This window comes from Brucella pituitosa, assembly GCF_003049685.1.
Lineage (GTDB): Bacteria > Pseudomonadota > Alphaproteobacteria > Rhizobiales > Rhizobiaceae > Brucella > Brucella pituitosa.
Genome location: NZ_PYSY02000002.1, coordinates 736,227 through 758,731 on the forward strand (window position 1 = coordinate 736,227; position 22,505 = coordinate 758,731).

Here is a 22,505-nt window from a genome sequence, read left to right on the forward strand (position 1 = left end):
GAGCACGGCTGCGAAACGCCGGAATTGAATCATGCATCAGCTGAAAATGTAGGCGGGCCTCTGGGGAGATAGGTTTCGGCCAGAAAATTAGGCGGACCGTGCACCACAAGTCGCACAACATGATAACGGGCGACCAATACTGCGTGGTAGGCAAACGACAGCGTTTGAGCGGCGAGACCAGCACCGACAGCACACGCTGCCTGACAAAGTGTCGAACAGCACGAACGCGCAAGATCCTTGAGCGGAGCTTCATCGCCATTGGCTTGACCTTCATGGATCGAGCAAATGACTGAAGTTTGGCCATTGGACCACGCAACCATCGAGGCTTGTGCGTAGGAGGTTATGATCCCCTGAAACAGAATGACGAGCACGATTGATGCCGCCCAAAGGGCTGCTTCAAACTGATTGCCAATTATTCTGGCTTTGAGGCTCATAATCGCTCATCTCATCCCCTGATGAGATTGTCACTGCGACAAATACGAGAACCAGACGAGGAAGAGCCCCGTGAGCTTATTTTTTCCGCCCTTCAAGCACAGGGATGGTCGGTGTGACACCGGACTGAGGCTTTCCGCGAGGATCATCGGAACAATCAAACTGATAGAGTTGTGGTGTCGGTAACGGCTTAATCCCAAAAAGAGGCTGGGCAACAGGAAGGCTCGACTCTCCGGTTCCGGCCAATGGAACCAGATTACAACTCACCGGAGCCTTTGAATCAGCATTGGCAGCACTGCACGACAGTACAACGGCAGGTAGAGCAAAAAATCTTAAAGCAAGGCGCATTATTATTCCTTAAACAATTATGCGCAATCTAAGGAAATCGTCTGCCAGCGGTATCGCAATGCTTTGCCGCCCCAAAAAAGGGAACAACGATGCCGGGAACTTTTGGAAAACACTGACGAATGATCTGGCTGCCACGTGTAAAACGATGACGACCTTTAAAACGTGTTTTGTATGTTCGGCTAAATCATTGAAAATGGTGAGCGCGCAGGGATTCGAACCCTGGACCTACTGATTAAAAGTCAGTGCATAAAGTGTTATTTTTCAATGTCTTATAAGCGTCATGTGTCATTCATGTGCCAAACTATCATCATGCGAGAGTTTCTGCAATCTTATCGAACGCAGCTTTATGATCGTCCGATGGGAACAGGTGCCCATATCGATTCATGGTGATCGCATAGCTCGCATGGCCTGCCAGAGTCTGCACCGCTTTTGGTGAAAGGCCAGCCTCGATCCAAGTCGAAATGGCGAAGTGACGAAGAGCGTGCCATCCGATATCTTCAACCTTTGCACTTTTGATCATCGACTTCCAATCTCGTTTCATGAAGTTGGTGTGACGCACAAACCCGCCCTTGCTGTCGGTGAAAACAAAGTCGTCAGGCTCGCTATGCTTTGATTCACTCTTCCAAGATTTCAACTGTTCGATCATAGCCTTACCGATCGGCACGGTGCGACGCCCTGCAGATGACTTTGTCGTGTCAAACTCACCGTATGCATCCACGCGAGTTTCGACCGAGACAGAGCCTTTTTTCAGATCCAGATGCACCCATCGCAGTGCCCACTGCTCAGAAGCTCGCAAGCCTGATGAAGCAGCAAACTTAATTCGAAGCGCTAGTTTCTCGTCAGAATTTTTCAGGATTATTGCCAGAGCCGCTTTTGACGGTGGCGTGACCCTTTCTCCGGCCTCATCGCGCTTGCCAATAACTCGCACGCCTTTGGCGACATTTACGCCGACTTTATCCGTTTCGACGCCATGCTTCAAAATGCGGCTCAGTGTTCCGAGAACCCTCCGCGTAGTAACAACGCCGGCCGATGCGTCGCGCATTTCATTCCTGAGCTTTATCACGTCCGCTGTCGTCAGTTCTGACAGGGTTTTGGTTCCGATACCTTTCGTGAACCCGACAGCGCTTTCTTCTTTCGGATCAATCCAATTATCTATGTGCTGCTTTGTAGTGCGCAGATACGACTGAACAACGCTTTCACCGCGTTTGTTGCGCTTTTCCATCTCTTCATAATAATCACGACAGACATCAGCAACAGTCGTCTTTTGAGCTGCTTCCTTATAGGTCGCCGCGCCTGTCTCAGTCATGAGATCAGCAAGGCGAGCTTCGGCTTCCCGTTTCTTTGCGTATTGTTCGCGGTGGCGTTTCCCATGCCTGTCAGTGAAATCCAACTGCCAAGCCTCATGTTTTCCGCTCGCATTTTCCCACGAGCGCTTCTTTATTTTCGCCAAGAATGATCTCCTGATATTCTAGGCACACACTATATTCCGGCACATGATCTCGCAAGAGAAACTAAATCTTGACTCTTAATTCGTACTGGAACATAACAAGAACATTGGCGGCGGTAATAAACAAGCAGGAGAACGCCATGAATGCGGTTGCTGAAAACTACGACGATGAGATTGAATTGGTTCTCGCCTATCACAAAGGCGATATGCGCGCCGCTATGGAAGCGCTGTTGAAAGACCGGGATTTCCTCATCAAAGAAATTGAGTACGCCAGCCTCGCCATGTCTCTTGGTTTTTCACGTGGCTGGAAACCGACGGTGTTTACGAGATGAAAGCGCTGCTCAACCAGATTTCCGATTATCGTTTCCAAGTGGCGCTGCCCGAATCGTATGCGCTCAAGTTTGAGCGACGATCAGTCCATCTAGACGCAGATCGCCTCGGAGTGCATTCGATACACCACATGGCGAAAAAGGCTGGGATACATTTCTGTGTGTTCAGCTTTTCAGACGAACGCAGCAGGAATGCGTTCATGCGCCGGCATGGCGGTAAAGTATTCGAAACGTCTGAGTGGGAGCAGGTTGTCGTAGAGTGACGGGTTTTGCCCCTTGACATACCCTGCATGCCAGAACATTTTAGGAACATTCGTATTAAGAGGTATATAAAGAGATCCATGGCAATCAAGTTTACAAGCTCACCCGACCGTCAACCGGAACCCAAAGTGGGGAAAGGGAAAGCTTCTAAAAAGAAATCTGCTAACTCGTCGAAAGACAATGCGGAGCTTGATCTCAACACCGAGGGAAAGTGAATTGAATGGCAGCTGCTCGACTGATCGTGGTTGCGGCTTTTGATAAAAACGATGACGGTGAACTGATTCCAGCATTTGACCCTATAGCCTTTGAAACGGAAGGCCGCGCTATGAAGTCAGCTCTTACGCTGGAAGGAAAACATGCAGGGGTCGTAGCATGGAGTAGAGAGGCCGATCCGGACATTGGCGAATATGGACCTCCAGCCATTATTTTCCAATATGGCGAAATTCCCGATATGGAATGAGCAAATAAAAAACCGCCCCGAAGGGCGGCTTTCTTTATGCTGCTCGCTGTTCGATCGCCTTCAATCTTTCAGCAAAAAAATACGATCTTGTTCAGGTCATACAGCCGGCTGGCCGCGTCCTTCTCACCAAAGCGATAGCAAGCCTTAAAGATGTTGCCGAGCGCAAAAGACATGCCTTTGTGCTCAATAAGGTCGTTTAGTTCGCTCGCGCCTTCTGGCAACTCGTAATAGCTGGTTGAGCCGCCGTCTGATTTGATAGCGCTGGCGGATCGTAGGTCGAGATCGGTTAAATGCACAGGCTTCGGCAAGGGCTGCTTTGGTCTATCCAACTCACCCCGGGTGATCTCACGATCAATCCTTGCGTCTGGCACCATCATACACCCTCCCCTCACTTTACGCTTCGGCTCCTCAAACTTCTCTGTAATAGGCCCGTCTGCGAGTAAGCCACGAAGCGACGACAAACGATCCGCAACAAGCGGACGGAATCGGCTCGCAGCAAAAAGGTGGGTTTTCGTAACCGAATTGTGGGCAGGTGCCGCGATCAACGCCCTTGAGCCGAACGCCAATATAAGAGCCGTGAATGTAATGTTCGAAAGGGCCGATCCAAGCGATCTCGTAAATCTCACCTTCCTTAACCTCGAGATATTGCTCGAAGCCAACGACGGAGTTGATACAGACAACTTTTTGCCCAACTTGGAATTGGTTCATGCGTCGTTCCAATCAAAGGTTAGCGCTGCTGCTGCGGTCGCGATAGAAAGCATTAAAACCGCAATGCCTGTACCGGGTATCGGCAAAGTGAAGGCAAGTGCTAATGCGGCTCCGGTTACGACATAAAGTGCCCTGGATGGTTTCATGCTGCGGCCCTCCTAATTTCGTAAGTCGCACCGTCGCCAAACGGCTTAATGCCCGTCACAATAAACACGCAGGAACTGTCTGAAAGTTTAACCTTACTCCCCACATGGATTTCGGGAACGATGGGACGTGTAACAGTGAATGATTCAACAGAAGGCAGCCAAATTGGATCGTCTTCCTTTGTCATGCCACTGCCCTCGTCTCAATGCTTCGATACTCGACTGCCACATCGTGCAGTCCGGCTCGATCGATGCCCATCTTCATGCCGCCGCTGATACTACGATCAGAGTAAACAACGCATTTCGTTGCCACGCGATACCAAGAAAGACCGGCCTCAATGCCTAACGAGCGCTCATCAGGCTGCATATCGTCCAGAACTTGCGTATGCAGCAAATGGCTGGCAATCGGTGCTTCGCCTCGCCGCAGGCTGTCTAGAAGGCAGGCGCGTGCGTACGCGGTGTTGGCTTCCACGTCGCCGCTGTAAGGCGTTTCGATGATGACGAGGTCGGCAGGCGGCTTCACAGGCGCGAGATTGATTACCCACCCTGTGTTTTTCCAGACGCCATCCTCATTTCTAATACTTAGTGCGATGCCGTTGTTATTGAATGTTATCCGCGTAGCTGGCTCTGCTATGGGCCGCCCTTCAACAGCCGCGCGTGCGGCTTCGTCTTCGGGCCCTTCGATCCATTCGTCTCCCGGCCTGTTTACGCCGTATAGTTGGTGCAACTCCATATGCTCTCCTCGTGTTGTGGTGAAACGCCGCTTGGTGGGCGGCGTTGTTGGTATTGTCTGGATGCGGTTTCCAAGCCTACACTGAGAAACAATCAGGGAGGCCGATATGCAAATATTAGAAGCCAAGTACATTGGGAACTCAGCATCCATCACAGTGCAATTCTCCGGCAAGAAGGTGGTCGTGGAATATGGCCCAATAGCTCCGCCATTAGACGCAAAAATGCATTCCCCATTCATCGATAATGTAGATCTGGCCATCAAAGAAATTTTGGCACAAACCAATCAACTTGAGACTGAAATTCGAGCGGCAGTTGTAGACTATCTAGCGTCCCAAAAGGGATGACGGTTAGGCTGCAACCCTTTGACTTACCACATTATCATTCGCCGCCGCATATTTCCCTGCAACCATTTCAGGACGGAGAGTAAGGCGTGACACTTCTCCGTGTAGTTTTGAATAAGTGATAATCTTCGCGCTTCTGCCCGAAAGCCAACCTCCGCCCGCAGCATAAGCATCAGGAGCGGCAAGTGTTTCATGGCGTTCTACATACATCAGGCCTGATTTGCGTCCTTCGTCAGAATGCAGATGACCAATGTGTGCATAGGCATATTTGCTGCGGCCGTACATTTCGCGAAACTTACCGGCTAGCGTTGCATCGACATTGTTGACGCCACGCTTGTGACCGTGATGTGCAAAGATTGCAGTGCTGCCCCACTCATATGCATAGTAGAGGCTGGGAGAGTTATCGACGGTAATGCGCGGTTCATTCTCATACATCGCCGCCAGCATTTCCCGAAGCCATGCAGATGAGGCCGGATCGTGGTTGCCCTGCGCCATAATGATATGCACATGCCAGTGCTTTTGAAGCAACATATCAATCACACGACGTACCGTGCGGATGATCACTCGGATGATCTTCTGTAAACGTGAGTCCGAATCCAAAACATGCCTGCTTGCAGGCGTTACTGTTTCCATGCTGTCGTAGTGAGCAAGGTCGCCCAATTGCGCAAATACGGCAGTATGAGCGTCCGGAGCCAAATCGATCGAGGCGGCGAACCAATCCGTCACAAGTTGCTCGGCAATCTCAATGTCATAATCAGCGCCAGTTTCTTCACGCCAAGCCAACATGCCGAAATGCGCATCCGTCAAGCAGAAGAAATTCAACAAATCCTCGCGACACCCCTTCGGTGCTGGCATGATCGATACGCGCGGTAGGTCTTCCTTCAGCGCTTCAACCATGGTTGTGATTGCAGCCCGCTGTTGGTCGGCGCCCGCACGCTCCATTATATGTTGCGTGACAATGCGCCCTTCGCTGTTAACGAGCGTCGTCTTGCCTTTTACCGCCAATCCGGCAGTAGCCTCATAAACCGGACCAGCCTCTTTCGTCTGGCGCATGTATGTGCCGTTAGGCGTTTCTGTCAGGCTTTTGATTGCGTAACCGGGCAGCGTTTCCTTCGGACCCATCAGCCCAAGCTCAGCCGCGCGTTTAATGCTGTCGTGAAAAGCAGACTTCTTGACGCCACATGCGGTCGCAGCCTTCGTTATCGTGCCGTGCTGCTGATACGCAGCGACACGGCGGGCTAGTTCTTGTTTTGAAAGCATTTAGTGTCCTCTAGCGGCAATCATGGCGTCGGCAATCTCATACGCAGCTTTAGCCGCATACGTAGTGGCGGCGACCCCATCATCTTTTGCGCATCGAGATATGATTGCTTGGGTCTGTCCGTTTGAATAAAGGGCACCCATTGCAATTCCCGCAAAATGATCACGTAGTGTCATGCCATGGCTAGCGTCCGGACCTTTCCAGCCGCCGTTCCAGTCTGGTGAAGGAAAGGCGTTGCCACCCGTATTTACGCGCGCACCCGCGCCCTGTGCCTGTTCAGACATACAGTCTCCTCGTGTTGGTTGGTTTACGGGTTGGTGGCCCGCAATTTGTCATTGTGGTGGAAGTGAAAGGGGGCGTCAAGTATGATGTGTGAAATTTAGGATTCGGGGGGAATTTGCATGTCTAAGGCGACAATCGGACTTTGCGCATTTTGCCAGAAAGAGAAAAAAGCTCTCCAGATCACATGCAATTCCTAACAGCTATTTTCGATCCGCAAAGAGTAATGGTCAGGCGGTGAAATATAAAACTGACAACTCTCCAAATAGCTTAACGCAAGCTAGCGGTGACTGCCCGATGCTCTGCGCTGAATGTGAGAGCCATTTCAATGTCAATTTTGATATTCCACTGCAGCAAATTATTGAAAAATTAGATAGACAACGAACTATATGTGCTAACGACGCTCGTTCATTTTCTCGTGCAATGTTATCAGTTGCTTGGCGAGCCAGTAAAAGTTACGCTGAGTTTTATCAGAATTTCAAATTATCCCGTCATCACGAGGATCAAATCAAATCTCTTTTTTCGGATAATTCACACAAGTCATTGGCTCATTATGCCGTGAGAATAAGCCGCTTATTTGATCATATTCACGGCAATGACGTCAATTTAGCAAAGATAATGCTTTCGCCACGCATCCTCCGAAACAAGAATGGCGTAAACCTTACGTTTATGTTCGGAGGCTGCTTTATTGAAATACTGTCGCCACGTCCTCCACGTCCGACAGCTGTTAGTGAGCACTACCTAAAGACTGGACTGGGGAAGAACAATATTAGAACGATAAGTGTTTATGCGGTGCCAGGGTACGGTGAAAACATGTTGCGAATGCTTGAGAAGGATCGCGAAGATCATGTCACTCCATCCTTCCGTCGTTTTACCGCGCCCAACTGAATCGCTCACCCCCTCGCCCGCGTCGTCTTCTGTTCAAACACACGATCCATGCGCTCGGTCAGCCCATCAATGCGGTTTGCAACGCTTTCGATGGCGCGCATGATCTGCGAGGTTTGTTCCTGCATCCCGGCCTTTGTGGCGAAGGTTTCGGCCGCACGCAGCTTATAGTCTGACAGCTCCTGCCGCGTCAGTGCGGCAAGTTCTGTGGCAGCTTCTGCTTTAGCTCCGCACTCCGATCGCACAGTCTTGATGTGGCCTTCGATGTATTTCCAAAGGCCAAACAGAAAGCCGAACAGCATCACAATGAAGCCGACGACGCCCATTATTTCAGTGCCAGTCATTTCTCATTACCCATCAATTTGTTCATTACAGCATCCCTCAAGGCCGTACCCCGCACAGCTTTTCCATTTTCTCATTCTCGACCAGTATCTGGCGCTTGGTTTCCGACGTGTCGTCATGGCTGGCGTAGATCGCTCGTGCCACGTCGCAGTAGTTACCGCTTGTCGCGCATCCACTTAGCAAGCCGAGCGTCAACAGCGCTGTCATCAAGACGGCTGATTTCATTTTCTATCTTCCGTGCTTTGGTTGCGGATTGTGCGGCGCGCTCGGTCTGAGCCGTTTTGCTGTCAGACCTGCCTTTTAGATACGCGCCGACAAGGACGGCCAGCGCCGCGCTAAGAACAACGGCGTAGCCTGTCAGCTTGGAGCGTAGGGCTAAGAGGAAGGTCACGTCTGCTCCCCCGTAAGAAGCAAAGACTTCGAACCGTCGCGTTCGCGGCGGATCAGATACCCGTCGCGTGTTTCAGTGACGCCTTGCGCGAGAGTTAAGCGCACATCAGTCCAATGCTGGACCGTGCCGTCGATCGTAACTGCAGCAGTCTGAGCATAAACATCGTAGTCAATCACGATCCTCACGTCGCCACCCTCTTAAGTTCGAGCCTGCCCGTATGCCAAAGCCAGAAACCGCCGCCCAAGGCAACCACGATCAAGGCAACTGTCAGGAAGGCCCATGGATTAGAAACTGCGCCGATAATGCCGGTAACGAACGTACCGCCACCAGCTGCGACGATGGTCTGCACCGTCTTATCCTTGAGCAAGGGCACGTCATCAGGCTTGGCGTCTTCAACAGCAGCCGCTTTCATTTCACGCGCAGCGATAAGGCTGTCGAGGAAGTTGCGGTAATAGCCGGCGATAAGCGTAGCCTTATCGATGCCATTGACGATCGCTCGCGCTCCTTCCGGATCTGCTTTGCCCTTGCCGAAATAATCCCCCTAGCTTACGGCCCGTGAACTTGCCCAGCACCATGCCTTCAAAGAGGACGCGGATCGCCGTAGCCAGCTCCAGCGCTTTTTTCAGGCACATCGGCGATACCGAATTTCTTGTAATTGTCCTCGCCAGTGATATGAGGCAGGCCGCGTCCTCGATAAGTCCATCCGTCATTGACGCTGTCGTTACCCATGCGGCCGCCGTAGACCTTGTTTGCTAACTTCTGAGGCTGTCGCACATATGGTTCTGCCGCAGCAATAGTCGCAAACCGCTTGGGCCAAACCTGTCTGATACGTGCCGCTGACGTATAATTTAGGTTTTCCTCATTTGGCTGCATTTTGCCGCCAGTTTCATGAAAGACCGTTGCAAGAATATACGCGATCTGCTCATCGGGTAGATTACGACGCTCCGCTTCAGCCAAGATAGCCTCTGTGCCACTAACCTGAGCCTGGCTCAAACGGCCGCCAAAAGGCGCGCGCCTCGCATACGCGAAGAACGTTGTTTTGTTCATTTGATTGTCCTTGGAGTTTAAACGAGCAAATGCGCCGCCGCGTTTATGCGTCGTGCCATTGTGTTTTCCTTAGATTGTGATTGTGAGGGTCTTGAAACCGATAGATTTTTGACTAAATCGAAGCCGTCATTCCAACAATAGCGTTCGATCAAATGGAGGTTTCGATGAGCGACCGTTTGTTTGACAGTCCTGTTTTTGTGAAGGACGGCCCTTACCTTATACGTGAGATTGCCAGCATCGGAGATGCGCTAGATTTTCTCTACGAGTGGCCCGAGTATGACCGTGGCCTCATTTACGAAACCGCTTGGAAAGCGTGCTGCGACAGTCACGATGGCATCAAACCAGTGAAAGTGGCAGAGAGCGCCATTCGAGGTTTCGCCAAGAAGAACGGAATTCTCGAAAAACCAGAAGTTGCGATCCCTTGGATGAAGGGCAAAAAATCAGGAGGCGGCCTAGTTCAGGCTTGAAAGCGCATCATGATTTGGGTTTTGCTATTTGAAGCGGCTATTCTTGCTACGCTGTCATATGTGGTAGCCTTGATCGGCTGGAAAGAGATCAGGTACTACATGAACAACCGACGTAAACTGTAACACTAGTTTTAAATCAAACCCCGGTCCCATCGCCGGGGTTTTGTTTGTTTCCTCTTTTAAGATATCGTTATGAAAGAGCGTCTTCACTCACCCTGACTGGTGCCTTACATTGTTAATGCGCACCGTCCCAAGCCCCCCGCTTACTCCTCGGTGCGCAGAACCCCGGCATGGTCCTCCAGCCGGGGTTTTTATTTATCAAGAGCTCGAGTAATGTCGAACAGCGTTGAGGTAAATGCGAATCAGCCTTAGCGCAGAACCCCGGTGGGCTTTGCGGTCGCCGGGGTTTTCTTCATTCCAGGGTGGGTGTAAGCTTGGCGAGCGCAGTTCATCTTCGAGACGCGACTGGAGACCTGCGTAGCCCCCGGCTTTCTGGGAGGTCAGTCGGGGGTTCTACAGGAAGGGAGGACTGATGAGCCAATTGCGAGAATTTATTACTTCAGATATCGGACAGATGATTATCGGCGGGTCAGCGCCCATTCTGGCGGTGGTGTTCTTGGTGTTGCTTGCCCAAAACCGCCGCATTCGCTTCTGATACCCAGACTGCAAAGAGTTCTTATTAATTATTTGGCGCTAGCCTTCCTGAGCAATTGTCAGTTCCAAAACGAGAGTCGGTAAGCTTTTTTTGATTGAATTTCATGCTTTGCCTACGGGGGGAGAATGTATCACACGCATCTGGAAGACTTCGAAGCTCTGATGATTATCGTTGCACTGGTTGTTATCGGTTGCATTTCCAAAGGAAGCCTCTGACTTCCTTTCGGCATGAAACCGCCTCAATGGCGGTGTCACGCACTTATTCGTTGTTCAATTTGATTGCCTCAAATCGTAATCATGATAATTAGCCACTTTTACAGGCCAATGATCTACGACGTTTTGCAGCAAGAATAGCCAGACCGAACATTGAGTAGGGTAGAATGACCAGAATAATGAGAGAGTGGAGCGAGACAGAGGAAAAGATTGCTCAGGATACGGTTGATAAATTCCACAAAGTTTTGAATGCAATGCTAGCGGAAAAGAAGATGACACATGCTGATTTAGGCGCGGCTTTAGGTGTAACAAGGGCTCGCGCTAGTCAACTTCTCGGTCGTAATACTAACCCATCCATGCGTTACACCGCATTAGTTCTTCACCGACTAGGCTATACGCTGGAAATCAAAAAAATAAAATCCCGTCGCCGTAAGTGATCTACATAGGGGGCATATTCAACCAGCTGCGTTGCATTGATACCAATTGTAACGTCATATTTGCAGGGTTGGCTTTTCAGTAACTCCTGTATAAATGCTGTTAGCGCAGACTGAATATTTTATGCAGATTGTGCAGCCCCTGTGCGTTGTGGGAGATGCGCAGGAGGCGTTTATTTTTTATATTTTTTGATAATCCGCACGAAGAAATACATATGTTGGGCTAATTGGGAAAAATGCTTCAGAAGAACTCTGAAAAGATTCCATATCTAGCAACTTAAGTTGATATTTGTCTTTAGATATCCCGGCTCGATAAACTATAGGATGCGACGACGATACAAGCGAAGCAAATTCGTTGACTCGTTCATCCCAAAATTCGGTGAATATTGCCCTTGGTGGACAGTCTTTGAGAGATTGATATGCACCGTTGATGACGTCAATTTCCGCGCCTTCAACATCCAGCTTCCATATATCAAAAGGACCACTTTGCAAACTATCGATCGTGATTGTCGGAGTAGTGATAAATTTAACATCGTCCCCAAATATGTGCGAGAACTTTGCAATCACCGCACTATCATATGTTGAACCTTGATTGTGCGTTTTCGAGATCGCTATATCGACGAATGCGCCTGAACGTTGGCTCAGCGCAGCTTCGGTAACAGATATTCTGGCATCACCTAACCGCCTTATTCTTTCAGACAACCACGGCAACGCTTCCACACATTCGACAAAAGATGCACCAGAATGCAGGAATTGAAGCGCAGTCAACCCGATATTAGCACCACCGTCCAGTATCCGGTCTCCCTGCCTCACGAACCGTTCCATGAGTAAGGTATCAATATCGTATTGAGGATAGCGGAGTGGTGTACTCAAACATGCCGCGTATCGACGCTCATGAATATTACACAGATCCAATATGATCTTATTCTGGCCGACTTTCAGAGTAACATTTCCCTGATCGCGAAGGATTTCGTCAAGATCGGTGCAAAATCCAACTTCAGATTTCCCCTCATGCGTGATGAGAAACTGAGATATTAATTTACGAAAAAATCTCACAATCTCTTCCTTGCTTCCAATACACGCTCTAATTGTTAGATATTTTTTTGAATCGATATTACTGTTATCTATAATATCCTATCGCTTTTCTAAATAACAACTGAGGAAAATCCGATTTTGTTGAATGAACAGACACAAATCGTTGTTGAATTACCCACCGACTGGATGTTGAACCCCGTCGACGGCGCACGCCACAGGATTTTCCTGACCAATGTTATGGGTGCACTTTCAAAACTGCATCCGTCAATTGTCGTACGGGATGTTCCTTGGGGTACTGACCTAGTTGAAAGATCCCCCTCCGCCAGACGGCGTACTTTTTTCCTTTCACTCTGTCGGAAAAGTGCGTGGAGTTTGGCGCTTAAAAGAAGCCGCCATACCGCCCTTATACGCTATAGATCGAACTGGTCACTCTGGCTGGTCTGAGATTGCTAACGACAAAAAGCTCCAAGAGAAGGCATATTCATTTGATCTAGAAAAAAGCAAAGTTGATAATAAGGAATTACAAAGAAAGATTTCAATTAGATAAAATAAGCAAATATCCGCAACCCGGTTTGTTTGATCAAGAAATTAGGGACTATGTATTCATTCCTCTTCAAGTTCAATCTGACCCAGTAGCTAAGTTTGCTGATATTGATGCGTTAACCATTCTCAAGTCGGCATCAATTCTTTCGCTCGAAACAGGTATACATGTCGTTGTCAAAAGGCACCCATACTGCGATAGTGACGCGATAGCAGCATTCATCGAAAGTGCCACGGCGGCGAACCCCTTTTTTCATACCAGTCAAGCCAATGTACATGATCTCATTGAGCATTGTTCATCAGTTATTGCTGTAAATTCGGGAGTTGGTCTCGAGGCGCTCATTCATGGAAAACCTGTCTATGCTTGTGGACTTTCCGAATGGTATCCCGCAAGCCATCGCATAAAAGACGCTGCAGAACTTCGCCTGGCATTTCACGAGATTCAACCTGAGGCAGATAATAAATCTATAGCTTACCTGGGATATCTTCTTTCCGAATACTGGATTGACGGTTCGGATTTCCGAGTAGTTTCAGAAAGATTGAAACGCTGTTTAAACGAATCCCCCATCAGCGATATTAAGGTGGCACCCATTGCTCCTAAGAAGCTGAAAGTGTGCGGCGAAGTTGGAGAGTTGGAACGCCGGTTAGCGAGGGTGATGACCGATCTTAATTACTTCAAAGATGAGAATGATCAACTTAAAAGAACGGAGCTAACAGATCGAGAGTACACGCAACAAATTTTAGAAGAACTGTCTGCCTTAAAGAAACTCAATGGATCTCAATCTTTACAAATTACTGAGATCCAAAAGAAGCTGAGTACCGTGAAATCAGAAAACATCCGATATCAAAATCTAATCGGAAAAATAAGAGACAAGCCTCTTAGCAGTGCGATTAAGCTTCTCGCAAATAAGCTGGGGAAGTAACCCCTCAGCTCATCTGTTCTAAATTTCGACCTGAAAGCATTCTTTCGCGATAATCATCTTTGAGGTCTTCGCGTATCAACGATAGAGCCCAGCGATGAGTGGCCGCTTCTATCGGACCCAAGTGGTTCAACAATTCACCATCATATTTTGTCTCGATTACTTGATAGAGATAATCAAATATCTCGAAGTGAATGTATAGACGCTCATCGTCGAAACTCACGTCCTGGCCTGGCCTACCCATTCTATAGAAATAATGCGCATCAGGAATTACGACAACGGACTGCGCTAAACTTAGAGCGAGGTAGGCAAATGGCAGATCGTCAAATCGCTTCAACGAATTATTGAATCTTAGATCATATTTATTCAAGAAGTCACGCCTGTATATACGTCTCCAAATAGAGGGTGAATTGAAAATAAAATCCGGTTTGAAATTCGTTTCATATGGGAAGATTAGAGGCAATCTTATTGGCTCGTTACCGAAATTCGTTTTACTTCCACCGCTTTCGTAAGCTTCTACGTATCCGCACTGTCCAATATCTTTGAAACCTGGAAGTACTGCATTCAACAAATCCTCGAACATATACGGAGAAACCCAATCGTCACCGTCAACAAAGCCGACATAATACCCACTTGCTTCAGCGAGGCCAGCGTTACGCGCGGACGCACAACCGCCATTCTCTTTATGAATTACTTTAATAATTTCCGGGTAACGGCTTGCCCAATCATCTGCAATTGCACCTGAATTGTCTTTAGCACCGTCATCGACGACAATAATTTCGATCTCCTTCAACGTCTGACTTGAAAGGGTTTCCAAGCACTTAGGCAGATAATTCTCGATGCCGTACGCAGGAACTATGACCGATACATATTTTTGCAACCCCTTTACGGATTTCGCTAAGCTCATCTCACTGGACAAAGATCGGACATAGAATAGATCGGCGACGCAAGATAAATCTCTATGTAATTGATATGGCGACCTACAAAGTGAGCCAAACGCACCGCAAAGATAACCTATTTTTATTTTAACCGAACCCAGTTCGGTAATAAGCTCATCTGTAAAATAGTGTTCATCAACCCTACAGAAATCGACACCATCCACTCCAAGTCTCTGAAGAGACACCATTAGTTCATCAACGTTATTGACAGCAATATCGCCACACTGCGCGACATCAATCTTGCAATCCCACGTAATGATCCGAGCGCCGGGGTAGTTGGCTTTGACAAACTCAATCTCTAAACCGGATCGCGCTCCTAGAAACAGGCAAACTGGACGAGGTGAAACTGGAGCAGTCAGGGGACCATAAAACTCACTTAATATGCGACCCAAATCAGCCTGAACGCTTGAAGCTATATCCGAGCGGCGTTTCAAACTGCCAGCAACTCTTTCCCACAAATATGACATTATCTTCCGACCATCATGTTTTTGATTTTTCTAGTAGGTGCTTTAACTAACGAAATGATGCTTCGCTTTATGAGTCGCGCCGGAACCATCGGAAAATCTTTAATAGTTTGTAGTTTAGATTTGTGTTCGAACACAACACTCTCAACTTCGGACAATGCAGAAAGTGGTTGATCTTCCAAATTAACACCGACCAAGGACTTCAAAGCTCGGCCATCTTTGTTCGCTGAAAATTCGCAGAACTGTGCCTCAGCCATATTCTCCGAATATCTTTCCTTATAGATCAACCACCAGATGCTTGGTATTTTCGTAATCGAATCTAAAAATATATCAATAAACTCTGACCGCATATTCTTCGGGCATTCGGTGGCGCACCAGTGCACTAATCTAGCAAGCTGTCCACATAAACACGCCCCCGCTTCGGTAGACAAATCGCCAATATAGGCACTCTCGGAGATTTGCTTTACAGAGTGCAAGATATCGAAACGCGTCGCGCCTTTTGATGCCGTAATCTGTCCAGCTCTATCTATACGATATATTAGCAGACATTCGTTGAGCAAACCTACGCGCGATGCCCTTGCTATCGACGCTGCATGGGGGGCTACATCCTCAAAGTGCACCCCTTCTGGGAATTTTTCTACGCTTTGATCGAAGAATTTTTTATTGTAGAGTCTAATTACCGCGCTCGGCTCAACACGGAATAATCTTCCTTCTCGGCTGGCGTTTGTCACTTTGAAGTGGTCGCCACCTAAAATTGAATTAATTATGTCATGATCCCCGAATTTAGAGGTACGCATAGTTAAGTTACTAAAACGTCTAGCTCTAGCAATTATGACATCTAAACTATTCAATTCCGCCAACTGTACCATTGTTGGATAAGTGTATGAACAGGCGTAATCATCGCTATCGAAAAATGTAATGTAACGCCCTCTTGCCGCGGACGCCCCTGCATTCCTAGCCGAACCAAGCCCACCATTTTCTTTTATGATATAAACGACATTGAAATCGTTACTACTAATCCATTTTAGTATTGCCTCATGCGATCCATCTGAGCTACCGTCATTTACAACAATTACCTCATAATCATCATCAAACGATGAAACAATGGACTGCAGAGTTTCTACCACATACTTTTGCGTATTGTAGACCGGCACTACTACCGAAAGTAATGGTGTTTTTCCTGTCAGCCTTGATAAGAATACGTTCTGTTTTATCAGGCCATGCCCATCTACGACCGTCATGCCGACCGCCATATTCTGATAAGAATCGCGACAATCACACTAGACAAACCAAAAGAGAACACGACAATAGACGCCGAGGCTAAAAAATCCGACCCATATTTTACTGCATCAAACCTACAAAAAAAGAAGACCAAAAGCCCGAAGACCGTTAAGATCAATCCATTCCTACCACGCATCATCAACCCACTGCCTCCAACAACGATAAATGCAACCTTATTATCCGTCGTGCGGCCACATTTCAATGTCTGAGCTGAGTTTCCCCTTGGGTCAACTTCACTTCAAGCTCTTCAATCCTGGACAACATAACCTTACACGCCTCCACGAGCACAGCCGCAGCCACACCACCAGTATCAAGCGCCAGCACATCGGTGATTGTCGTGCCGTCTGGCAACGTCTTCTCTTTTTTCGCTGACCTGTGAGCATCCAGGAACTGCCTTTTCTGCATCCTGTGCAATTAGGCCAATACCGTTTGTACCTGTGTCAATGCGGGTCCAAGTACAACCGTTTAACTTTTTTAGAGCTTCAAGAGGGTCAGGGATATTCTTAATATCAGTTTTTTAATCGTCCGTCAGAAGAGTTGACCCAAGAACCAGAGCTTGCGTAAGCACTACCATTTCCCCTGAAGTTGAAGAAAACGGAAGGTGTGCCTGATGCATTGGTGATAGCTGTTGTTAATCCGTGCCAAATGCCGTGTTGTATTTCGAACCAAGATGTTGCGCTGAACACCCCCGAATTACCGTAACGTATGTTACGTGAGTATCCTCCACCTGACGGGCCTGCATTGTCAACCTCACCTAGATTAAGAGCGAACACACCCGCAGCAATTGGCTTCGACCAAACGTAGGTACCAGTAAGTCCACTTTCCCCGGCTTTGTTAAGAGCACCGATAGTGCCGCGCACGGTTGCTGCGTCACCATCATCCAAAATTGACCGAGCAAAAGCTGTCAGGGGTGTCAACGCTGATGTGTTGGCTGCACTGAGATATGGCATTCGATCAGCCGTACCCGGCAGACCAAGCATTGAAATGGCCCAAGGCGTGATGTCGCCCTGTGCTAAGTCCTTGTTTGCATCTGTGTAGATGAATTTATTCGCCAGAAGAGCCAAAGCCTTCAGCGCGCCGTTTTCATCTGTCTGGAAGATTTGACGGGCAGCTACTGTCAGCGCTGCAAACTTCGCCAATGTGCCGTTCGGGTCTGTCACAAGGTCCGCCAGCTCATATTCACCCGCCGCATTGCCGACTGCCACCTTGCCGTCCTCAACGCCAAGCTCAGCAAGGTTAGACAATACGCCATTGCCGAGCAGCTCTATCAGTGTCGTTGCCTGCGCAGTCACGCGAGCACCGTCTGGTAAATATCGCGCACGATAAGGCGCATCGTTCAGCGAAGTGCCGGTCCACGGCGCGGCCAGCGTGAGCGATGTATTACTGTTCACGCTGGCAATGACGGCCGTCAGGTTCTGAATTTGAAGCGTATCGCCTTCACGAAACTTCGCCACGTCGAACAGTGTGCCCGTGCCGGTCACAGCCGTTGAGCCATTGGCGAGCGTGATCGTGCCAGAGGTGTAATCTGACAAAACAGCCATAGTATTCTCCGATTTCGGATTGTTAGAGCGTGGTAGCTCCGAGGATATAATAGCGGACACCGACAGGGTCGGGAAAACCCGTCACATTACCGGCGCTGTTGCCAGGCGAAATATGGACAATGCAATGATCGCTATTGACGACCGTCGCCATGGAGTGCCTCAGCACTTCAACGCCACCGCCCGGTGACAGATACATTGTGTGATTGCCCTGCCGGAACATGTCGCCAAAATCGACGATGACCTTGGGAAACACGAACAAGCCTTGGCTGTCGAAATTAATCCGGGCCGCGATATTCCCGTAACGCCAGTGGACCTGATTGGCTGCGCTGAAACTTGAGGCGGGGATATACCCTTCTGCCAATACCGTCACAGCTGCGAAACGAGTGTCCAGAAGGATATCGTTGTACCCCGGTGCAACATCACTGGAACCCGGCCTTTTGATCTGAAGATACTGACCTTCAACTTTTCGGATTACAGCGCTTCCGCCCGTCGTATGGCCTTGAATGCCGGTTGCGTAGAGCATGAAACGAATAGCAACGGAGTGCGTTCCGGTAACGCTGAAACGAATTCCCCCAGCTTCAACTCGGTAGTATGCCCATGTCTGCTGCTCATCAAAACCGGTATTCAGATTGACTGGAGGAATGGCAAATCCCCAACCATTCAGACTGCAAATCGTATCGCAGACCATTGAAGGAGACAGGTCGAAGTCAATCGATGTAGGCTTTGCGACAAAGTAGGACGTACCGGGCGCGATAGCAGGCGTTTCGCCCATCATCACACACTTGATCGGAGTCCTGTCACTATCCATGATCAACTGACGCCCTGTCGCTGTATCGATGGAAAACCCCGGCCTTGCCATCTTGATGCGGTTATTGGACGCCTCAAACGCTATCTGCCCTGCGATAGGCGTTCCGACAGGCTTAGGGATCGGCACGTTATTGCAAGGCAAATCCCAGATCATCGTATTCACGTATTCTTTGTCACCGCCGAGGTAGGTGTCAAAACTTGCAGATGCGTCCGATGGCCTTATGCACCATCCCGTATAGCCGAAGTCTGAAGGAATACGTCGATAGCCGAGGCCAGTCGTGCCCGTTTCCGTGGAGTTGCAAGTCACGCCGTAGTTAGTGACGCTGAAATAATAGGCGCTCGAACTTCCCGGCTTATTGTTCCAAAGAATGCGAGATGTTCCATCCGCTGAAATGAACTTTACTTCCGCAAATGGGATGGTGCCTGCGAGGTCAGGCATTCGACCAATCAGCCCATAGATATCATAACGAGTCCCAGTCTCATTAGATGTCGTGTAGGTGCTTTTCATCACCCATTGGTCGCCAAGAGAACCAGTTTGCAGGCCATACATACCCCCCGGGAGATATCCCCCGGGATAGTTCGATTTGTTCAAGGGCTGCGGTGTCTGAAAGTTTCCAAACACATACGACAGATTGCTCGCCTCTGAATTGAAGTAGAAGCGATTATGCGCATCGTTCGGCACGTCTAACGGCCAATCGTTATCATATTTATTGACCTTCATCACCGCGCCGACGCCCGGTTTCCAGCCCACAAACCAACTGACCATTAGACGATAATCCTCAGATATGCGTTGCCGCCATCGCCACGTGCATCAAACTTGCTATTGTTTGACAGGAGACGATCAAACCTCAACGTTCCGAGGCGAACGCTTTGCATGTAAATCTCACCATTCTGAGCGACAAACGGATACGTAAAGCTGCCGTCATCGTTCGGGTCAGCTATCGCGAACTGGTTGGAAACGATGACAAACTGGCTGCCTGTCGGAGTGACATTCACAAACCACCCGGCTTGTTTCCAACTATCGCCAGACCCAATGCGGCCAAACGCCGAAATTTTCACGGACTGACCGCCGCTACCCTGTGTTGCAGTCATGCGCCAAGCGGCATTCGAGACAGTTCCATCTACCGATGCATTGACCTCAGTCAGCGCATTCGAAATGGCTGTCATGTCGCCTTGAACGCCATCAACACGGCTTTGCAGAAGCACAACCGTGCTCGCATCGGCCTTGGTGCCGAGGCTGACATTGATCTGCGTCAGTTGCTGGCCAATGGCACTGTTCGGGCCTGTGGCAGTCAGGATATCCTCTTGCCACGATGCTTTTGCCGTTCCGTAAGTGCTGGTCAACTGACGGCGAATGGTCTGCAAATCAGCGTAGTTGGTGTTGTGATTGTCAGCAGTGCTTGTTGCCAGTTCCTGCGCTTGCCTTTTCAGCTCGCGCATATCGTCAGTGATCCAGTTAATCAGACCCGACAAGTCGTCATCAAGACGGCCGTAATCGACCGGGCTGTCATCGCCTGACACCTCTTGCGTCAGAACCAGCACCGGAGCAGACCAAACCACAGGACGCGTTCCTGCCGCCACTCTGAAGCGATATCGCACGTTCCATTCTGATTTGCTGGTCAGTCCGTTGACGATCTGAAAGACTGTCACATCACGCGGCACGTAAGCCGTGAATATCTGGGACGGATCATTCTCAGGCCAATACTGGATTTCGACACCTTCGACAGTCGTGTCGGTGATTTCATCCCAGAACAGACGAATGCCGGGATATTCCTGCCCGTCATCGCCAATCACCTTGTTCGGGATGGCGTTGAAGTTAGAAAGCTGCGCCTGATAATCTGGAGGTTGGTTCGGGATCAAAACAGGCGGATTTGTCTCGTAAGCGGTCGGATCAAAGATGCCGTCGCCTACCTCCTGCCACGAAATTGAAACGTCGCGAACGCTGTCACTGCCCATCGCGCCAAGAGACTTGGAATGGATCTGCATCTTGATCGTACGGTTGTAGCGATCAGACTGCCATTGCACCCACTGGCCTACCTGAAGCGCCAAGAACTTTGGATGAACCGTAAAACTTCCGTTGGCCTGATAGCGCGATGCACGGATTGCAATATCTGCCAGCCGGTCGCCAACTCGATGATCGGTAACAGCAGTATAATCCACCTTGGATGCAAGGCGCTCACGATCCTGCGCCAAAGCAAGCGCATCAATGCGGGTCGTTAGCGAAGTGGTTTCATAGAACAGGTCAGGACTGACGTACGATGCAGCGACCGTATTAACGAGCTCGGTTCGCGTGCGCGTGAGTGAAAGCTGGAAAGATTTTTCCCACGCAATGTCGTCATCGGTAATTGTCGCTACAACCGCCTGATTTGCCCCGACGATTGGATATTCCCCTGTTACGGCCTCGATCCAAGAGCCTGCGCAACCTTCGCGCAATGGCGTCATGTTGGTTTCGTGGGTAACGCCATCACCAGATGAGGCAATCAGAGCCGCGCTATAACGCTTGCTGCCATCCGACATGATTTCATCGCAGATATTCATTGCGGTGAACCATTCAGACAACGGCAGGCGGCTTGCGGCCACACCACGACCGACGATCTTTTCAGTGCCGATGTACAGGCCTCTTTCAAGGTTATACATCATCACGGCATTGTTGTTGCTGAACTCCCAAGTGCTCTGGTCATTCCAGCGATGTGCGCCGAAGCCGCCGACAGAGGTGTCTTTGCGTGGATCATACAGTGGAGCGCCGCGTACTTCGAACATGAGGTTCGGGACGGATGTGAGATTGTCCACGTCAGTAATAGTCGTGACGATTGCATAGCACAGGCCGGCGCCGCGATGGGCTGTCGTCCAGCGACCGGCAGGGTTTGCATAGGCGATCAGTGCCGGGTCGGCTGTCTGATCAAACGTTCCCTGATAAAAGCGCACGAAGCATTGGCCACCATCCTTCACACCGAGAATGCGCTGGCCATAGATGCGGCCTTCGTCGCCTTGCTGATCGGGAGACAGCGATTTCCATTCACCATCCATCTGCACGCGAAGAAGCTCAAGGCATCGGAAATCCGACAGCTTGAACACGTCCTGAACAATGTGATTGCCCTTGTCGAACGCGTTTCGGTAGATGTGATGGCCCATAGTGCCAAAGACGCCAAGCCCGACCTCGCGCACGAGGTTTTCGCCGTACTTGGTTTCTGTAGCAGAGGCGGAAGACTTCGGCGTTTGCTGGAAGATCGATGTCAGCGCGTACTTGGCAGCAACAAGAAGTCCGCCAAGCACGATGTTTGCAAGTACGGTGCCGCCAAATAGCCATGATCCAAGGCCGACAATGCCTGTCACAAGTGAAACAGGGTCCGCCGCCGCAGGCGTTGCCAGCAGCGCGAATAAAATCGCCAGAATGTAAAACATCAGGAAACCTTGAAGGCCCTCTCGGCCATTGTGCGCGGCAGGAAGCGCAAACCGTCCTCGCCTTTCAAAGCGAACCCGTATTCACAGAAGTAGCCGACAGTTTTCTCGAAGATACCAACATCACCGCGCTGCGCCATGGAGACAGGGATTTCTTCAAATCGGTCGGCTAGCACTGCACCAAGGCTGTCGAAGTTACGCTGTTTGATCATGCGATATGCGCCAGCACGGCGCTTGTACTTGCCACGCACTTCTATCGCTGGATCAAGGCCTGTCATGGCCTCAATAGCGTCACAGGTGGTAAGAAGGCAGTCAGACGTTCCCCAAACCAAAGGCGTGACTAAGTGCGCCTCCGTGACAGCCACGAGGCGTTTTTCCCATTCCGGATGTCGCATGGAGATCCCTTCGC

At 49.6% G+C, this 22,505-nt stretch carries 30 protein-coding genes and 1 pseudogene; 9 read left to right on the forward strand and 22 right to left on the reverse strand.

Annotation, left to right across the window (positions count from 1 at the left end; genetic code table 11):
* Positions 1 to 29: 29 nt before the first annotated feature.
* Together C9380_RS15690 and C9380_RS15695 are read right to left on the reverse strand one after the other, a co-directional pair.
* Positions 30 to 434 (reverse strand): hypothetical protein, encoded by a 405-nt coding sequence (locus C9380_RS15690; protein WP_024900249.1) that lies wholly within the window; start codon positions 432 to 434, stop codon positions 30 to 32.
* Positions 435 to 1,087: 653 nt separating this feature from the next.
* Positions 1,088 to 2,230 carry a tyrosine-type recombinase/integrase gene (locus C9380_RS15695; protein WP_247877608.1) on the reverse strand — a complete coding sequence of 381 codons (1,143 nt, stop codon included), beginning with the start codon at positions 2,228 to 2,230 and terminating at the stop codon, positions 1,088 to 1,090.
* 137 nt (positions 2,231 to 2,367) lie between these two features.
* On the opposite strand from C9380_RS15695, the gene C9380_RS15700 reads away from it, so the two are divergent.
* From C9380_RS15700 to C9380_RS15710, 3 genes are all read left to right on the forward strand, one after another.
* Positions 2,368 to 2,559 (forward strand): hypothetical protein, encoded by a 192-nt coding sequence (locus C9380_RS15700; RefSeq protein ID WP_100557140.1) that lies wholly within the window; start codon positions 2,368 to 2,370, stop codon positions 2,557 to 2,559.
* Complete coding sequence (locus C9380_RS15705; protein ID WP_128093966.1) at positions 2,556 to 2,819, forward strand: hypothetical protein; 264 nt, start codon at positions 2,556 to 2,558, stop codon at positions 2,817 to 2,819. The genes C9380_RS15700 and C9380_RS15705 overlap by 4 nt, the downstream gene beginning before the upstream one ends.
* 218 nt (positions 2,820 to 3,037) lie before the next feature.
* Positions 3,038 to 3,277 carry a hypothetical protein gene (locus C9380_RS15710; RefSeq protein ID WP_024898753.1) on the forward strand — a complete coding sequence of 80 codons (240 nt, stop codon included), beginning with the start codon at positions 3,038 to 3,040 and terminating at the stop codon, positions 3,275 to 3,277.
* A gap of 68 nt (positions 3,278 to 3,345) precedes the next feature.
* Here C9380_RS15710 and C9380_RS15715 read toward each other — a convergent pair whose 3' ends face one another.
* From C9380_RS15715 to C9380_RS27075, 4 genes and pseudogenes are all read right to left on the reverse strand, one after another.
* Positions 3,346 to 3,654 (reverse strand): hypothetical protein, encoded by a 309-nt coding sequence (locus tag C9380_RS15715; protein ID WP_252869817.1) that lies wholly within the window; start codon positions 3,652 to 3,654, stop codon positions 3,346 to 3,348.
* 9 nt (positions 3,655 to 3,663) lie between these two features.
* A pseudogene (locus C9380_RS15720) lies at positions 3,664 to 3,985 on the reverse strand (hypothetical protein); the annotation flags it as partial.
* Positions 3,982 to 4,131: a hypothetical protein gene (locus tag C9380_RS26885; RefSeq protein WP_164844665.1), complete on the reverse strand. Its 150-nt coding sequence runs from the start codon at positions 4,129 to 4,131 to the stop codon at positions 3,982 to 3,984. The gene C9380_RS26885 and the pseudogene C9380_RS15720, both read right to left, overlap by 4 nt.
* 181 nt (positions 4,132 to 4,312) lie before the next feature.
* Positions 4,313 to 4,861, reverse strand: a complete 549-nt coding sequence (locus tag C9380_RS27075; protein ID WP_210249773.1) for a DUF7768 domain-containing protein — start codon at positions 4,859 to 4,861, stop codon at positions 4,313 to 4,315.
* Between the two features lie 106 nt (positions 4,862 to 4,967).
* Here C9380_RS27075 and C9380_RS15730 point away from each other — a divergent pair, with 106 nt between their 5' ends.
* On the forward strand, positions 4,968 to 5,204 hold the full coding sequence (locus C9380_RS15730) for a hypothetical protein (protein WP_128093967.1): 237 nt from the start codon (positions 4,968 to 4,970) through the stop codon (positions 5,202 to 5,204).
* A gap of 3 nt (positions 5,205 to 5,207) precedes the next feature.
* Here C9380_RS15730 and C9380_RS15735 read toward each other — a convergent pair whose 3' ends face one another.
* The gene (locus C9380_RS15735; RefSeq protein WP_128093968.1) at positions 5,208 to 6,461 is read right to left on the reverse strand and encodes an oxidoreductase; all 1,254 of its coding nucleotides are present in this window, start codon (positions 6,459 to 6,461) and stop codon (positions 5,208 to 5,210) included.
* Positions 6,462 to 6,743 carry a hypothetical protein gene (locus C9380_RS15740; RefSeq protein ID WP_128093969.1) on the reverse strand — a complete coding sequence of 94 codons (282 nt, stop codon included), beginning with the start codon at positions 6,741 to 6,743 and terminating at the stop codon, positions 6,462 to 6,464.
* Between the two features lie 232 nt (positions 6,744 to 6,975).
* Between C9380_RS15740 and C9380_RS15745 the strand changes: the two genes are divergently transcribed.
* On the forward strand, positions 6,976 to 7,626 hold the full coding sequence (locus tag C9380_RS15745) for a hypothetical protein (protein ID WP_128093970.1): 651 nt from the start codon (positions 6,976 to 6,978) through the stop codon (positions 7,624 to 7,626).
* 5 nt (positions 7,627 to 7,631) lie between these two features.
* Here the strand turns inward: C9380_RS15745 and C9380_RS15750 are convergent, their stop codons facing one another.
* From C9380_RS15750 to C9380_RS27540, 5 genes are all read right to left on the reverse strand, one after another.
* Entirely contained in the window at positions 7,632 to 7,967 is a 336-nt protein-coding gene (locus C9380_RS15750; protein WP_128093971.1) for a hypothetical protein, read from the reverse strand.
* A gap of 37 nt (positions 7,968 to 8,004) precedes the next feature.
* Complete coding sequence (locus tag C9380_RS15755) at positions 8,005 to 8,190, reverse strand: hypothetical protein (protein WP_128093972.1); 186 nt, start codon at positions 8,188 to 8,190, stop codon at positions 8,005 to 8,007.
* A 162-nt stretch (positions 8,191 to 8,352) separates the two neighbouring features.
* The gene (locus C9380_RS15760) at positions 8,353 to 8,541 is read right to left on the reverse strand and encodes a hypothetical protein (protein WP_128093973.1); all 189 of its coding nucleotides are present in this window, start codon (positions 8,539 to 8,541) and stop codon (positions 8,353 to 8,355) included.
* Positions 8,538 to 8,768, reverse strand: a complete 231-nt coding sequence (locus tag C9380_RS27535) for a hypothetical protein (RefSeq protein ID WP_252869783.1) — start codon at positions 8,766 to 8,768, stop codon at positions 8,538 to 8,540. Before C9380_RS27535 ends, C9380_RS15760 begins: the two co-directional genes overlap by 4 nt.
* Before the next feature lie 167 nt (positions 8,769 to 8,935).
* Entirely contained in the window at positions 8,936 to 9,403 is a 468-nt protein-coding gene (locus tag C9380_RS27540; RefSeq protein WP_252869784.1) for a hypothetical protein, read from the reverse strand.
* A 164-nt stretch (positions 9,404 to 9,567) separates the two neighbouring features.
* On the opposite strand from C9380_RS27540, the gene C9380_RS15770 reads away from it, so the two are divergent.
* From C9380_RS15770 to C9380_RS15775, 3 genes are all read left to right on the forward strand, one after another.
* Positions 9,568 to 9,870, forward strand: coding sequence for a DUF982 domain-containing protein (locus C9380_RS15770; protein ID WP_105534730.1), 303 nt, complete (start codon positions 9,568 to 9,570; stop codon positions 9,868 to 9,870).
* A gap of 532 nt (positions 9,871 to 10,402) precedes the next feature.
* Positions 10,403 to 10,525 carry a hypothetical protein gene (locus C9380_RS28350; protein WP_282183929.1) on the forward strand — a complete coding sequence of 41 codons (123 nt, stop codon included), beginning with the start codon at positions 10,403 to 10,405 and terminating at the stop codon, positions 10,523 to 10,525.
* 379 nt (positions 10,526 to 10,904) lie between these two features.
* Positions 10,905 to 11,174, forward strand: a complete 270-nt coding sequence (locus C9380_RS15775) for a helix-turn-helix domain-containing protein (RefSeq protein WP_128093974.1) — start codon at positions 10,905 to 10,907, stop codon at positions 11,172 to 11,174.
* Between the two features lie 177 nt (positions 11,175 to 11,351).
* Here the strand turns inward: C9380_RS15775 and C9380_RS15780 are convergent, their stop codons facing one another.
* Positions 11,352 to 12,227, reverse strand: coding sequence for an FkbM family methyltransferase (locus C9380_RS15780; RefSeq protein WP_128093975.1), 876 nt, complete (start codon positions 12,225 to 12,227; stop codon positions 11,352 to 11,354).
* A 551-nt stretch (positions 12,228 to 12,778) separates the two neighbouring features.
* Between C9380_RS15780 and C9380_RS15785 the strand changes: the two genes are divergently transcribed.
* Positions 12,779 to 13,669: a capsular polysaccharide export protein, LipB/KpsS family gene (locus C9380_RS15785; protein WP_164844666.1), complete on the forward strand. Its 891-nt coding sequence runs from the start codon at positions 12,779 to 12,781 to the stop codon at positions 13,667 to 13,669.
* A 4-nt stretch (positions 13,670 to 13,673) separates the two neighbouring features.
* Here the strand turns inward: C9380_RS15785 and C9380_RS15790 are convergent, their stop codons facing one another.
* From C9380_RS15790 to C9380_RS15820, 8 genes are all read right to left on the reverse strand, one after another.
* Positions 13,674 to 15,071 carry a glycosyltransferase gene (locus C9380_RS15790; RefSeq protein ID WP_128093977.1) on the reverse strand — a complete coding sequence of 466 codons (1,398 nt, stop codon included), beginning with the start codon at positions 15,069 to 15,071 and terminating at the stop codon, positions 13,674 to 13,676.
* On the reverse strand, positions 15,071 to 16,309 hold the full coding sequence (locus tag C9380_RS15795) for a glycosyltransferase family 2 protein (protein WP_164844667.1): 1,239 nt from the start codon (positions 16,307 to 16,309) through the stop codon (positions 15,071 to 15,073). The genes C9380_RS15790 and C9380_RS15795 overlap by 1 nt, the downstream gene beginning before the upstream one ends.
* Positions 16,310 to 16,547: 238 nt before the next feature.
* On the reverse strand, positions 16,548 to 16,700 hold the full coding sequence (locus C9380_RS26890) for a hypothetical protein (protein ID WP_164844668.1): 153 nt from the start codon (positions 16,698 to 16,700) through the stop codon (positions 16,548 to 16,550).
* Positions 16,660 to 16,857, reverse strand: a complete 198-nt coding sequence (locus C9380_RS28530; protein WP_128094450.1) for a tail fiber domain-containing protein — start codon at positions 16,855 to 16,857, stop codon at positions 16,660 to 16,662. The genes C9380_RS26890 and C9380_RS28530 overlap by 41 nt, the downstream gene beginning before the upstream one ends.
* Position 16,858: 1 nt before the next feature.
* The gene (locus C9380_RS27080; protein ID WP_217284092.1) at positions 16,859 to 17,890 is read right to left on the reverse strand and encodes a hypothetical protein; all 1,032 of its coding nucleotides are present in this window, start codon (positions 17,888 to 17,890) and stop codon (positions 16,859 to 16,861) included.
* Between the two features lie 22 nt (positions 17,891 to 17,912).
* A complete protein-coding gene (locus C9380_RS15810; protein ID WP_128093979.1) occupies positions 17,913 to 19,463 on the reverse strand; it encodes a hypothetical protein in 1,551 nt (516 codons plus the stop codon).
* Positions 19,463 to 22,099: a phage tail protein gene (locus C9380_RS15815; RefSeq protein WP_128093980.1), complete on the reverse strand. Its 2,637-nt coding sequence runs from the start codon at positions 22,097 to 22,099 to the stop codon at positions 19,463 to 19,465. Before C9380_RS15815 ends, C9380_RS15810 begins: the two co-directional genes overlap by 1 nt.
* Positions 22,099 to 22,491, reverse strand: coding sequence for a DUF6950 family protein (locus tag C9380_RS15820; RefSeq protein ID WP_128093981.1), 393 nt, complete (start codon positions 22,489 to 22,491; stop codon positions 22,099 to 22,101). Before C9380_RS15820 ends, C9380_RS15815 begins: the two co-directional genes overlap by 1 nt.
* Positions 22,492 to 22,505 lie beyond the last annotated feature (14 nt).